This window comes from Pseudonocardia sediminis (assembly GCF_004217185.1).
GTDB lineage: Bacteria > Actinomycetota > Actinomycetes > Mycobacteriales > Pseudonocardiaceae > Pseudonocardia > Pseudonocardia sediminis.
The window spans coordinates 3391384-3404746 of record NZ_SHKL01000001.1; the positions used below are offsets into that span (position 1 = coordinate 3391384).

The following is a 13363-nucleotide window of genomic DNA, read 5'->3' on the forward strand; positions in this document are numbered from 1 at the left end:
CGGCGCGATCCGAACCGGCCCGGTGCGGAACGGCCCGGGGCGGGGCGGCGCAGGCCGGGACGGTCCGGGGCGGGGCGGCGCAGGCCGGGAGGGTCCGGGGCGCGGCGGCGCAGGGCGCGGCGGCGCAGGGCGGGGCGGGGCAGCCGGAGGCGGGGCGATGATCGCGTGGGCGAACCTGAGGGAGCGGTGGCCGAGCTTCGTCGCGACGTTCCTCGCCGTCGTCGTGGGGACGGGACTGGTCGGGGCGACCCTGCTCGTGCAGGACTCCGCGCAGCCCGACGTGCAGCCGCGCCTACGGTCGACCGCCGTCCTGGCGGTGGCGCCGGAGGCGGGGACGAACCGCAGCTTCTATCCGGGCGGCTCCGTCCCGTGGTCGCCGACGGAGGCCGACGCCCTGGTGCGGGACCTCGCCGCGGTCCCGGGGGTGGCCGCGGCCGTGCCGGACCGGTCGTTCTACGCCCAGGCGTTCCCGGACGGGCGGCCCGCCGGCGACCCGGACGATGACGAGGCCGGCCACGGCTGGTCGAGCCTGGCGCTCGGCCCGTACCGGCTCGTCGACGGTGCCGGGCCGCGTGCGCCCGGCGAGGTCGTGGTCGACAGTGCCCTGGGCGTGGACGTCGGGGCGCCGCTGACGGTCCACCTGGCGACCGGGCCGCAGACCTACCGGGTGACCGGCACCGTCGACGGTCCCGGCCTCTACGTCTCCGACGCCGAGGCGCGCGTCCGCGAGCCCGGCGTGCGGGCGATCGGGATCCTGGCCGCTCCCGGCGCGGACGTCACGAGGGGGACGTCCGCGGTGGTCGAGGGCCGCGGCTCGCTGCTGATCGGGTCGCAGCGTGCCGTCGTCGAACCGGGATGGGTCGCCCACCAGCGGTTCCTCGGGACGCAGGTGATCGCGGCGATGGCGCTGGTCGCGGTGTTCACCACGGTGTTCGTGGTGGCGACGACGCTTACGCTGGGGATCGCCGGACGTCGTCGCGAGCTCGGGCTGCTCCGGGCGATCGGCGCAGAGCCGCGCCGGGTGCGCCGGATGGTGCTGGGGGAGGCGGCCGGGATCGGCCTCGCCGGGGGCGTCGTCGGGGCCGTCGCCGCGTGCGCGCTGGCGCCGGTCCTGGTCGAGGTCCTGGAGGGGTTGGGCGCGGCGCCGACCGGCCTGGCCCTGCGGATCACGCCCGGTCCCCTGGTCGTGGCGGTGGTGCTCGGCGTCGCGGTGTCGGTCGCGGGGGCGTGGGGCGCGAGCCGGACGGCGGCGCGGACACTGCCGTCGGATGCGCTGCGTGACGCGACTGCCGAGCACCGGCCGATGACGCGCGGCCGGCTGATCGGCGCCGCCGCGGCGCTCGGCGTCGGGGTGGTGCTGGTCGTGGCCGCCGCGCTGACGGGGAGCGACGCCCGGGTTGGCCTCGGTCTCGGGGCGGGGGCGGCGCTGGTGGTCGCCGCGACGGCGTTCGCGCCACTGGTGATCGGTCCGCTGGTGGGTGTCCGGGCGTTCGGCAGGGGGTTCGCCTCCGCGGTGCCGATGCTGGTGCGTGCCGAGGTCCGGGCCGCGGGGCGGCGCAGCGCGGCCACCGCGGCGCCGGTGATCGCCGCCGTCGGGGCCGCGGTGCTGCTGACGGGCATGGTCGACACGATGGCGGTCGCCTACCCGGCCGAGCAGACCCGTCAGCTGGCCGGGCAGACCCTGATCGACGCCGACGGTGCGCCCGGGCTCGGCGACGACGTCCTGCGCGAGGTCGGCGCCCCGCCCGGAACCCGGGCCCCGCTGCCCACGCAGGTGTTCGTGCCCGGATCCGGCGCCCCGTCCGACACGACGGTCGTCGACGCGATCGGAACGCTCGACCGCGCGCTCGTCGCGCCGGGGGAGGCGGTGCTCAGCGAGCCGATGGCCGCGGCCCTCGGCGCACGCGCCGGGTCGACGCTCCCGGTCCGGTTCGTCGACGGGGAGACTGCGTCGCTGCAGGTCAGGGCCGTGCTCCCGGTGGACCCGACGCGCGGCGACCTGGCGGTCGCCCGGGACACCGTCCGTTCCCACGACCCGTCCGCGCTGACCGACGCCGTCTTCGTCCCGAGCGACCGGGCTCCGGCCGCCGTCGGGCCGGGCGCCACCGTCCGGGACGCGCAGAGCTACGCCCTCGCCGACTACGAGACCGACGCCCGGCTGACCGACGGCCTGGTCGCGCTGCTCGTGGCGATGTCGGTCGGCTACAGCGGTCTCGCCGTCGCCAACGGCACCGCGACGGCCGCGCACGGCCGTCGGCGGGACCTCGCCGTCCTACGGACCGCGGGGGCGACCCGGGCTCAGCTGGTCCGGATCGCTCTCGCCGAGACGGGTGCGGTCGTCGTGGTCGGGATCCTCCTGGGCCTGCTCGTGACGATCCCGCCCCTGGTCGGGGTCGCGTCGGGACTGTCCGAGGCGACCGGCACGCGGGTGACCCTGCAACTGGACCCCACCACCCTGTCCGCGACGGCCCTCGGCTGCCTCGGGCTCGCTCTGGTCTCCACCTTCGTCGTCACATGCAGGACGACCCGTGCCGTCTGACCCGGACGCGTCTCTGCTGGGCGAGCCCCGCTCGTCCGCCAAGCAGCGACTGACCGTAGGCACCGGGCGAACCGCCCCTCCTGCGCACGGTGGTCCTCGGCGGCGACCGGGCAGCCGAACTCATCCCGCGGGTTCAGGAGATCGCGATGCCGACGACAGGCCGCAGTCCGAGCGGAGCGGTGATCAGAAGGGCGGTGGGTCGTCGTCCTCGGTGGTGTCCGGGCCGTCGCCGGTCTCGACGTCGGCGCTCGGGATCTCCTGTGGGGCGTCGAGGTCGGGGAGCGGGTCGGTGAAGGGGCGGTAGTCGTAGGGCTCGCTGACGTGGCGCGCCCCGGTGGGGGTGATCCAGGTCAGGCGTCCGTCGGGGTGGGCGAGGACGTGCCAGTCCTGGTGTTCCTTGAGCAGGTGGTGGGTGCGGCAGTAGCCGTTGAGGTTGGTGTCGGAGGTGTGGCCGTTGTCGGGGCCGTGGAAGCGTTCGTGGTGGTCGAGTTCGAGGACGCGTCGGGTGCAGGTGGGGAAGCGGCAGTACTGGTCGCGGCCGGTGACGTGGTCGGCCAGTGGGGTGGGTGGGCGGTAGGTGGTGCGGCCGTGGTCGAGCAGGGTCCCGGAGAGCGGGTCGGTGGTGAGGCGTTTCCAGAGTGCGTCGGCGGCGAGGGTGCGGGCGGTGTCGGCGTCGATGGGGCCGTGCCCGAGCAGTTCGGCGGGGCGCTGGGATGTCCCGGTGAGGGTGTCGAGGCCGACGACGACCTGGATCAACGGTTTGCGCACGGTCTCGTGGACCTGTGGTCGCCGGGCCAGTACCGCCGCGACGGCGTCGATCAGGTTCTGCTCGGTCGGAGTCTGTTCGCGTGGTCGGCGCCGGCGGCGCCTGGGGGACCGGATCCGGTCCTGATGTCCCCGGGTGTCTCCGAGTTCGGGTCCCTGCCTGCGTCGCCGGTCGAGGTGGTGTCGGTCGAAGTGGTGCCGTCGTCGATCACCATGGTCAGGTCCGTCAGGTCCGCTGTGTCGGCCTTCGTCGCGACGTCGGTCTTGGTCCCTGTGTACGCACCGGTCCCCGCGAGGGCCCCGGGCTGGGTTCCGGAGGTCGCGGAGGTCGCTGAGGCCGCGGTCGTGGACACATTCGATCCGGCGGCGGTCGACGTGCCCGTTTCGGTGCCGTTCCCCGAAGCGGAGGCCTCGGCGGCGGCGGCTTCTGCACCGGTGTCGGGCACGTTCGTGCGGTCGGTGTCTGTCGTCGTCTCGTGTGGCGCGGTGCCGGTTCTGGCGGAGATCGCGGTGCTGACGTCGTCGAGTTCGGTCAGGGTCAGGCGACCCTGCCAGAGCTGGATGCCGATGTCGGAGCGGCGCTGGTCGAGGGTGCGGCCGTCGGCGCCCACGGCCTCGGCGAGCCGGGTGATCATCGCGAACGCGGCTTCGGCGTCGGGGCTCGACGCGCACAGCCAGATCGAGGCCATCCCCTCGTCGCGGGAGGAGATGGTGACCCGGCGGTCGTCGTGGGCGGCCTGGTGGCGGCGGTACTCCCCGTCGGGGTCGACGCGGTGCACCGCGCGGCGGAGCCGGTCGCGGAGCTGGCGCAGGGTCCGTCCCGGGGCGGCGGGCAGCACGATCGCCTCGACCGCGCGGGCCTTGGCGGCGGGGAGCAGGGCGGTGGTGTCGCAGATCGCGACGGCGCGGCGTTCGTCGATCGCCCCGGCGGTGAGCGCGGCGAGGGTGTCGGGCAGCACGTGGGTCAGGCGCAGCGAGCGGGCCAGGCGGGTGGTGGCGTCGAAGCGGGTCTGTTCCAGGGCCAGGCCGAGCTCGTCGGGGGCCCAGCGGGATCCGGTGAGCACGGTGTCGGTGCAGACCAGGGTGGGTTCGTCGCCGGGGCGGCGGTGGGCGAACTCGGCCACCAGCTGCGCCTGCACCCCGGCGGCCCAGCGGGCGAGGTGCTCGGCGCCGGTGATCGCGTCGACGACCTCGGCGTCGTTGAGCCCGTCGAGGTCGAGCAGGGCGTGTTCGATCCCCTCGGCCAGCCCGGCGCCGGGACGGGTGTCGGTCAGGCGGCGGTGCTCGGCGGGATCGGGCAGCTCCGCCTCGCCGATCACCGGGTGCGGCGCCCACACGCCGTCGGCGACCTCGACCCACATCGACCGGCCACGGGTCGGGCGCGGCCCGGTGTCCGTGAAGGCGGTCGACCTGGGGAACATGCGTTCGTTTCTATCGCGTTGAGCTGCGCCGATCCAGGCGATTCGCTGAGAATCTCTCAGCTCCGGCCGGATCCACCGGCCCGCCCGCGAGGCCGACGAGCACAGTGGGGCAGGCCAGGATCACGGCATGGCCGACGGCGAGGGCTACCTGCTCGACAACCGGCAGAGTCAGGCCGGCCGGGGCCCCGACCCGCCCGGGCGGCACCACGAACGGGGACGGGGCAGGGGATCGGGGACCCCTTCACCGGGCTCACACGGTGTGCACGGTGAAATGACACGGTGAGCACGCAACCCTCGTCCGGATCCGAGGCCGGGACCAGCAACGGAACGGGCACCGCCACCCCCGCGCACGACGCCGAGCAGCTCGAACGCGCGGTGTTCGAGGTGAAGCGCGTGATCGTCGGCCAGGACCGGCTGGTGGAGCGGATGCTGGTCGGGTTGCTGGCCCGCGGCCACCTGCTCCTGGAGGGTGTGCCCGGCGTCGCCAAGACGCTTGCCGTGGAGACGATCGCGACCGTCGTCGGCGGGACGTTCTCCCGCCTGCAGTTCACCCCGGACCTGGTCCCCGCCGACATCCTCGGCACCCGGATCTACCGCCAGGGCCGCGAGGAGTTCGACATCGAGCTCGGCCCCGTCGTCGCCAACTTCGTGCTCGCCGACGAGATCAACCGTGCGCCGGCGAAGGTGCAGTCGGCGATGCTCGAGGTGATGGCCGAGCGCAAGCTGTCCCTGGGCGGCAAGACGTTCCCGATGCCCGACCCGTTCCTCGTGCTCGCCACCCAGAACCCGATCGAGAACGAGGGCGTCTACCCGCTCCCGGAGGCCCAGCGCGACCGCTTCCTGTTCAAGCTCCTGATCGAGTACCCGGGCGTCGAGGAGGAGCGCGAGATCATCTACCGGATGGGCGCGCAGCCCCCGGTGGCCCAGCGTGTGCTCGAGCCGACCGACCTGGTCCGGCTGCAGCGCACGGCCGAGAAGGTCTTCGTGCACCACGCACTCGTCGACTACGTGGTCCGGCTCGTCGTCGCGACCCGCACCCCGGCCGAGCACGGCCTGACCGACGTCGCGAGCTGGATCGCCTACGGTGCCTCGCCGCGTGCATCGCTCGGCATCGTGGCCGCCGCCCGCGCGCTGGCGCTGGTCCGTGGGCGGGACTACGTACTGCCCCAGGACGTGCTGGAGGTCGCGCCGGACGTGCTGCGGCACCGTCTGGTGCTGTCCTACGACGCCGTCGCCGACCAGGTCCCGGTCGACCACCTCGTCTCCCGGGTGCTGCAGACGGTGCCGTTGCCGCAGGTCAGCGCCCGTCCCGGTGCGGCCGCGACGCCGGTCCCGACGGCCGCGGGGTACCCGGCGGCACCGTCGGCAGGTGGCCCGGCGTGACGACCGGCCCCGAGCCCGGGGTCGAGCAGGACGCGAGCGAGCCCCCCGCGACGGCGAGCCCGGCGGCGGGTGCCGCAGCGACGGGCCGGACCGCGAGCCCGGAGCGTCTCGAGGCGAGCCTGCGCGCCCTGGAGCTGACCGTCCGGCACCGTCTCGACGGCCTGTTGCAGGGCAACCACGTCGGCCTGCTGCCCGGGCCCGGCTCCGAGCCCGGCGACGCGCGCCCGTACCAGGCCGGTGACGACGTCCGCCGCATGGACTGGGCGGTCACCGCCCGCACCACGTCGCCGCACGTGCGGGAGACGATCGCCGACCGCGAGCTCGAGACGTGGGCCGCGCTCGACCTCTCGCCGAGCCTCGACTTCGGCACCGCCGACCTGGAGAAGCGCCAGCTCGCCCTGGCCGCGCTGACCGCCGTCGCGCACCTGACCAGCGGCGGCGGGAACCGGATCGGCGCCGTCGTCACCACCGGCGCGACGACGCTGCGGCTCCCCGCGCGCTCCGGGGTGGCGCACGCCCGGGGCCTGGTCCGCCGGGTCGCGGACACCCCGAGGGCCGAGGAGGGCACCCGCGGTGACCTGACCGGCGCGCTGGACCAGCTGCGCCGCCCGCCGCGGCGTCGCGGCCTGGTCGCGGTGATCTCCGACTTCCTCGGCGAGCCGGTGTGGGAGCGCTCCCTGCGGGCCCTGTCCGGGCGCCACGAGCTGCTCGCGATCGAGATCGTCGACCCGCGCGAGCTGGAGCTGCCCGACGTCGGGACGGTGGTGCTCGCCGACCCCGAGACCGGACGCCAGCGCGAGGTCGACACCACCCCGCTGCTGCGCCGCGAGTTCGCCGCGGCCGCCTCGGCGCACCGCGACCGGGTGGCGGCGGCGCTGCGGCGCTGCGGGTGCGCCCAGCTGACCCTGCGCACCGACTCGGACTGGGTCGCCGACATCGTCCGGTTCGCCGTGGCGCGCAAGCACGCCCAGCCGACCCGTGCTCCCGGGGGGCGCTGATGAGGTTCGCGAGCCCCTGGTGGCTGCTCGGCCTGCTCGTCGTCGCCGCCCTCGCCGCCGGGTACGTGGTGCTGCTGCGCCGCCGCCGTCGCGACGTCGTGCGGTTCACCAACCTGGAGCTGCTCGAGACCGTCGCGCCGCGGCGCCCGGGCTGGGTGCGGCACGTCCCCGCGGTGGCGATGATCCTCGCGCTGGCCGTGCTGACCGTCGCCCTGGCCGGGCCGCAGGCGACGGCGAAGGTCCCGCGCAACCGGGCCACCGTCATGCTGATCATCGACGTGTCGCTGTCGATGAAGGCCACCGACGTCGCCCCGACCCGTCTCGCCGCCGCCCAGGCCGCGGCGAAACAGTTCGCCGACCAGCTGACGCCGGGGGTGAACCTCGGCCTGGTCTCCTTCGCCGGGACCGCGGCCGTGCTGGTCTCGCCCACCACCGACCGGGGCACCGTCAAGCGTGCCGTCGACGGGCTGCAGCTGGCCGAGTCCACCGCCACCGGGGAGGCGATCTTCACCTCGCTGCAGTCGATCGACTCGTTCTCCCGCTCCATCGGCGGCGCCCCGGACGAGACGGGCGCACCGCCGCCGGCCCGGATCGTGCTGCTCTCCGACGGCACCCAGACCGTGCCCGGCCCGGACGGCGAGAACGAGCCGCGCGGGTCGTTCACCGCGGCCAAGGACTCCGCCGGACGCCAGATCCCGGTCTCCACGATCTCGTTCGGCACCAGCTACGGCACGATCGACCTCGACGGCAGCCGCACCCCGGTCGCCGTGGACGACGCCGCGATGGAGCGGATCGCGCAGATCTCCGGCGGTCAGTTCTTCACCGCCGCCACCGAGGACGAGCTCAAACAGGTCTACGCGGACCTGTCCGAGCAGCTCGGCTACGAGGAACGCGAGGTCGACGCGAGCAAGCCCTGGCTGGTCGGCGGAGTGCTGCTGCTCGTGCTGGGTCTCGGCGCCGGGATCCTGCTGGGCCGCCGCCTGCCCTAGGCTGGACGGCGATGCGGCGGCGCTCGGGCGAGTGGGCGAACCGCGGCCCGGGCCGGGTCGGCCCGGGCGGCGATCGCGGCTCCGGGGCAACCCCGGGGTGCACCTTCTCCGCACGGCATGGCGTCCCGCGCGCGTCGCCCTCGCCGGAGGGAACTGCGGCGCGCGGCGGACGGGAACACGGGTCGGTCGTGCGCCGCCGCATCGCCACCCCCTCCACCGCGAGACGCTGTGCCGCGGGACGGGGCGCTCCTACCGGCGGGGGCGGGTCGTGACCGAGGAGGCCGAGGGCGTCCTGCGTGACGTCCTCGGTGTCCGCTGGGAGGTCGCGCCGCTGGCCGCCGCGCTGGCGGACCGGATAGGGGAGCGGGCGGCCGGTGCGGCGGAGCGCCTCGTCGAACGCTGGCCGCAGGCCCCGCGCGGTACGCACGCCGACCTCGTCGAGGAGATCGCGGTGCTGCTGGCGGTGCGCCGCCGGCTGGTCCCTGCCGAGCCGCAGCCGTCGTGGCGCTGGGGCGTCGCGGAATGGGAGTCGGTGGACGCGCTGAGCCGCGGTCTGGACCTGCGCGACGGCGAGACCGAGTGGTTCGCCGACCCCGGCGGTTGGCTGCGACGTGCGCCGGAGGGGCCGCTGCACCACTACCGCGGGACCTGGAGGGTGTCGCCGTCCGGAGCGCCGCGGCTGCTGGAGACCCCGGCGCCCCGGATCGCGGAGCTGCAGCGGCGGATCGGACGCCGGGTGCTGATGCGGATCCCCGTGCACCCGGCCGCGCACGGCTACGTCCGCGGCCGCTCGCCGGCGACGTTCGCGGCCGTGCACGCCGGAGCGGCGATGGTGCTGCGCGTCGACGTCGAGGGCTTCTTCTCCCGCATCGGTCCGGCCCGGATCGCCGGGCTCCTGCGGACGGCCGGCTATCCCGCGGCGGTGGCCGCCGTCCTGGCCGGCATGCTGGTCACGAGCACCCCGCGGGCGGTCCTGCGACGCGCCCCCGGAGCGCCCGGGGAGGCCCGCCGCCGCCTGATCGACCGGCTCGCGCTGCCGCACCTGCCGCAGGGCGCCCCGACCTCACCGGCCGTCGCGAACGTCCTGGCCCACGGCCTGGACCGGCGCCTGGACGGGCTCGCCGGCGCCGTCGGCGCCCGGTACGCCCGCTACGCCGACGACCTCGTGTTCTCCGGGGAGGCGGACCTGCCGGTGCACGGGCTGCTGCGCCGGGCCGGGGAGATCGCGGCCGACGAGGGGTTCGACGTCCGGCCGGACAAGACGCGGGTCATGCCCGCGCACCACCGTCAGCGGGTGACCGGCCTGGTCGTCAACGCCGGCCCCGCGGTGTCGCGGCGCGACTACGACGACCTGCGCGCCCTGCTGCACAACTGCGCCCGCACCGGGCCGGACGCCCAGAACACCGCGGGGCACCCGGCGTTCCGCGAGTACCTGCTCGGGCGGATCGCGTGGGCGGGCACCGGGCGACCGGCGCGGCGGGACCGGCTCGCCGCGCTGTTCGCCCGCATCGACTTCGGCCAGGACCGGAGCTGATCCACCGCAAGGAGACGCGGGAGCCGGGGACGCGGGAGAATGTGCGGCCCGTCGCGCTCGGACGACCCGGGCGGGGCCGGTGCGTTAGGTTCTCCGGCGTGGGACGCAGCGTGCTGGTGACCGGAGGAAACCGCGGAATCGGACTCGCGATCGCGAACGCGTTCGCCGAGCAGGGGGATCAGGTGGCGGTGACCTACCGCTCCGGAAAGGACGGACTGCCCGACACCCTGCTGCCGGTGCACTGCGACGTGACCGACACGGCCTCGATCGATGCCGCCTTCACCGAGGCCGAGACCGCGCACGGACCGATCGAGGTGCTGGTGTCCAACGCCGGCATCACCGACGACGGCCTGCTGATGCGGATGAGCGAGGACTCGTTCACCTCCGTCGTCGACGCCAACCTGACCGCCGCCTACCGGGTCGCCAAGCGCGCCTCGCGCGGGATGCTCAAGGCCAAGGGCGGTCGGATGATCTTCGTGTCGTCGGTGGTCGGGCTGTCCGGTTCGGCCGGTCAGGTCAACTACGCGGCCTCGAAGTCCGGGCTGGTCGGGCTGACCCGGTCGGTCGCCCGCGAGCTGGGCAGTCGCGGCATCACCGCCAACGTCGTCGCACCCGGCTTCGTCGACACCGACATGACCCGCGCGCTCGGCGACAAGCGCCGCGACGAGATCCTCGGCACGATCCCGCTGGCCCGCTACGCCGACGTCACCGAGGTGGCGTCCGTGGTGACCTGGCTCGGCTCACCCGGCGCCGGCTACGTGACCGGCGCGGTGATCCCGGTCGACGGCGGCCTCGGCATGGGCCACTAGCCGCTCACACCCGCTCCACCACCACCGAAGGGACGACATGGGACTGCTCGACGGCAAGCGCCTGCTGATCACCGGCGTGATCACGGACGCCTCGCTGGCCTTCCACGCCGCGAAGATCGCTCAGGAGCAGGGGGCCGAGGTCGTGCTGACCGGGTTCGGCCGGATGCGCCTGGTCGAGCGGATCGCCCAGCGACTGCCGAAGCCGGCCCCGGTCGTCGAGCTCGACGTGCAGGACCAGTCACAGCTGGACTCGCTGGTCGAGCGGGTCACCCCGCACCTGGGCGACGAGCCGCGCCTGGACGGGGTACTGCACTCGATCGCGTTCGCGCCGGCCGGAGCGCTCGGCGAGGGTGCGTTCCTCAAAGCCGAGTGGGCCGACGTCTCCACCGCGATCGAGGTCAGTGCGTTCTCGCTGAAGTCCCTCGCCATGGCGTGCAAGCCGCTGCTCGGCCCGGGCAGCTCGATCGTCGGGATGGACTTCGACAACCGGCAGGCCTGGCCCGCCTACGACTGGATGGGCGTCGCGAAGTCCGCGCTGGAGTCGGTCACCCGGTACCTGGCCCGCGACCTCGGCCCGGACGGGATCCGGGTCAACCTGGTCGCCGCGGGGCCCGTGAAGACGATGGCCGCGAAGTCGATCCCGGGCTTCTCCGCGTTCGAGGACGTCTGGGGGAAGCGCGCTCCGCTGGGCTGGGACATGAACGACCCGGTGCCGGTCGCCAAGACCGTCTGCGCGGTCCTGTCGGACTGGTTGCCCACCACGACGGGCTCGATGGTCATGGCGGACGGCGGCGTGCACGCGGTGGGTGTGTAATCGGGGGGTGCCCGACACCGCTCCTGCCACTGACTCCGCTCCGTACGACGCGATCCTGCTGCTCTCCTTCGGCGGCCCCGAGGCCCCGGAGGAGGTCCGCCCGTTCCTGGAGAACGTGGTGCGCGGACGCGGGGTGCCGCCCGAGCGTCTCGACGCCGTCGAGGAGCACTACCAGCACTTCGGCGGCGTCTCGCCGATCAACGCCCGCAACCGCGAGCTGATCGCGGCGATCTCGGCGCGCACCGAGCTGCCGGTGTACTTCGGCAACCGGAACTGGGCGCCCTACGCCGAGGACACCGTCGCCGAGATGACGCGCGACGGCGTCCGGCGCGCGCTGGTGTTCGCCACCAGCGCCTACGGCGGCTACTCGGCCTGCCGTCAGTACCACGACGACATCGCCCGGGCCCGTGAATCGGTGGGGGACACGGCGCCGGAGCTGGTGAAGCTGAGGCACTTCTTCGACCACCCGGAGTTCGTCGCCGCCAACGCCGACGCCGTGCGCGCGGCCTGGGCCCGGCTGCCGGAGTCCCAGCGCGAGGGCGCCCGCCTGGTCTTCACCGCGCACTCCATCCCGACCTCGGCCGACGAGGCCGCCGGACGGCCGGAGGAGGGCGGGCACCGCTACTCCCGTCAGGTCGCCGAGGCCGCGGCGCTGGTCGCGGCCGAGGTGGGGGTGGACGACTTCGACGTCGTCTGGCAGTCGCGCTCCGGCCCGCCGCAGGTGCCGTGGCTGGAGCCGGACATCGTCGACCACCTCGACACGGTGCACGCCAAGGGCGTCCCGGCCGTGGTGATCGCGCCCGTCGGGTTCGTCTCCGACCACGTCGAGGTGGTGTGGGACCTCGACAACGAGGCACTCGAGCACGCCACCGAGCTGGGCATGGGGCTCGCACGGGCGACCACCGCCGGGCCGGACCCGCGCTTCGCCGACATGGTGATCGAGCTGGTGGGCGAGCACGTCGCCGGCATCCCGGCGCGGCGCCTGAGCTCGATCCCCTCGGCCGGGTGCACGGCCAACGGCGCACCGTGCGCCGTCGACTGCTGCGTCCCGGTCCGCCGCCCGCAGCGCTGAGTCCACCGCCGCACCGGCGCGACACACCGGGGACGCGCTGTTGCACCCGATGTCCCGCCTCGCCACGATGATGCGTCGCTCGATCCCGGTCGCCTACGGCTGACCGGTCGAGTGGTGCACCGTTGCTGCCGGATCGGGAGGTGGGGGTCATGACGCGTCCCTCGCGGCCCGGCGTACACCCGCTCCCACCCGACACCCGAGGCATCGTGGGGCCGGTCCGGTTGTCCCGCACCGCGTCGCTGAACCGCTACCCGGCGCGCGGTGAGCTCGACGGGCTGGTCGGGCAGTTCTGGGCGGTGTGCTGGGCGTTGCCCGACGGCGTCGAGCACACCCAGGCCGTGCTGACCCACCCGAGCGTCAACGTCACCGTCGGCAGCGCCGAGGACGATCCGGAGACGATCGTGGCCGGCGTCCACGGCGTCACCCGTGACCTGTCGAGCCGGGTGCTGCGACGCTCCGGCTGGACGGTCGGGGCGCGGATGGCCCCGGGTGGGATCGGCGCGTTCCTCGCCGTCCCCGCGCAGGACGTGACCGACCGCATCGTCGGGGTCGATGCGCTCGGCCTGGACGGGCCGGACCTGGTGGGGCGGGCCACGTCGGTCGACGACGAGCCGCGCCGGGTCGAGGTCCTCGCCGCCGCGCTCACCGGCGTCCTGGAGCGCGCCGACCCAGACCGGGTCGCCGCCGCCCGCGACGTCACCGGTGTCGCACGCCTGGCCGAGACCGACCGCGGCCTGCGCCGCGTCGAGCAGCTCGCCGAGGCGGCCGGGATCGGGGTGCGGTCGTTGCAGCGGCTCTTCCGCGAGCACGCCGGGGTGTCCCCGACGTGGGTGCTGCGCCGCTATCGCCTGCTCGACGCGGCCGAGCGCGTCCGCGCAGGAGAGACGGTCTCGTGGGCCGAGGTCGCCCGCGAGCTGGGGTTCGCCGACCAGGCCCATCTGGTCCGCGACTTCCGGTCCGCTCTCGGGGAGACACCGGCGGCGTACGCCCGCGCACGGCACCAGGAGATCGCCGAGCAGAGCTGAGCGCTGCAGCGTTG

General features: G+C 74.8%; 11 protein-coding genes. 9 read left to right on the forward strand and 2 right to left on the reverse strand.

Annotation, left to right across the window (positions count from 1 at the left end; all coding sequences use genetic code 11):
- Positions 1 to 157 precede the first annotated feature (157 nt).
- The gene (locus tag EV383_RS15705) at positions 158 to 2539 is read left to right on the forward strand and encodes an ABC transporter permease (protein ID WP_130290603.1); all 2382 of its coding nucleotides are present in this window, start codon (positions 158 to 160) and stop codon (positions 2537 to 2539) included.
- Positions 2540 to 2722: 183 nt separating this feature from the next.
- Here EV383_RS15705 and EV383_RS15710 read toward each other — a convergent pair whose 3' ends face one another.
- A complete protein-coding gene (locus EV383_RS15710) occupies positions 2723 to 3307 on the reverse strand; it encodes a hypothetical protein (protein WP_130290604.1) in 585 nt (194 codons plus the stop codon).
- Between the two features lie 50 nt (positions 3308 to 3357).
- Positions 3358 to 4725 carry a DUF222 domain-containing protein gene (locus EV383_RS15715; RefSeq protein ID WP_130290605.1) on the reverse strand — a complete coding sequence of 456 codons (1368 nt, stop codon included), beginning with the start codon at positions 4723 to 4725 and terminating at the stop codon, positions 3358 to 3360.
- A gap of 279 nt (positions 4726 to 5004) precedes the next feature.
- Here EV383_RS15715 and EV383_RS15720 point away from each other — a divergent pair, with 279 nt between their 5' ends.
- The 8 genes from EV383_RS15720 (at position 5005) to EV383_RS15755 (ending at position 13349) form a co-directional block, all read left to right on the forward strand.
- Positions 5005 to 6108, forward strand: coding sequence for an AAA family ATPase (locus EV383_RS15720; RefSeq protein WP_130290606.1), 1104 nt, complete (start codon positions 5005 to 5007; stop codon positions 6106 to 6108).
- The gene (locus EV383_RS15725; RefSeq protein WP_130290607.1) at positions 6105 to 7106 is read left to right on the forward strand and encodes a DUF58 domain-containing protein; all 1002 of its coding nucleotides are present in this window, start codon (positions 6105 to 6107) and stop codon (positions 7104 to 7106) included. Before EV383_RS15720 ends, EV383_RS15725 begins: the two co-directional genes overlap by 4 nt.
- Positions 7106 to 8095, forward strand: a complete 990-nt coding sequence (locus EV383_RS15730) for a VWA domain-containing protein (protein WP_130290608.1) — start codon at positions 7106 to 7108, stop codon at positions 8093 to 8095. Before EV383_RS15725 ends, EV383_RS15730 begins: the two co-directional genes overlap by 1 nt.
- A gap of 268 nt (positions 8096 to 8363) precedes the next feature.
- Positions 8364 to 9629, forward strand: a complete 1266-nt coding sequence (locus EV383_RS15735) for a reverse transcriptase family protein (protein ID WP_130290609.1) — start codon at positions 8364 to 8366, stop codon at positions 9627 to 9629.
- A gap of 98 nt (positions 9630 to 9727) precedes the next feature.
- Positions 9728 to 10438: a 3-oxoacyl-ACP reductase FabG gene (gene fabG / locus EV383_RS15740; RefSeq protein WP_130290610.1), complete on the forward strand. Its 711-nt coding sequence runs from the start codon at positions 9728 to 9730 to the stop codon at positions 10436 to 10438.
- A gap of 37 nt (positions 10439 to 10475) precedes the next feature.
- Entirely contained in the window at positions 10476 to 11252 is a 777-nt protein-coding gene (gene fabI / locus EV383_RS15745; protein WP_130290611.1) for an enoyl-ACP reductase FabI, read from the forward strand.
- 7 nt (positions 11253 to 11259) lie between these two features.
- Positions 11260 to 12324, forward strand: coding sequence for a ferrochelatase (locus EV383_RS15750; protein ID WP_130290612.1), 1065 nt, complete (start codon positions 11260 to 11262; stop codon positions 12322 to 12324).
- Between the two features lie 149 nt (positions 12325 to 12473).
- Positions 12474 to 13349 carry a helix-turn-helix domain-containing protein gene (locus tag EV383_RS15755; RefSeq protein WP_130290613.1) on the forward strand — a complete coding sequence of 292 codons (876 nt, stop codon included), beginning with the start codon at positions 12474 to 12476 and terminating at the stop codon, positions 13347 to 13349.
- Positions 13350 to 13363: the final 14 nt, after the last annotated feature.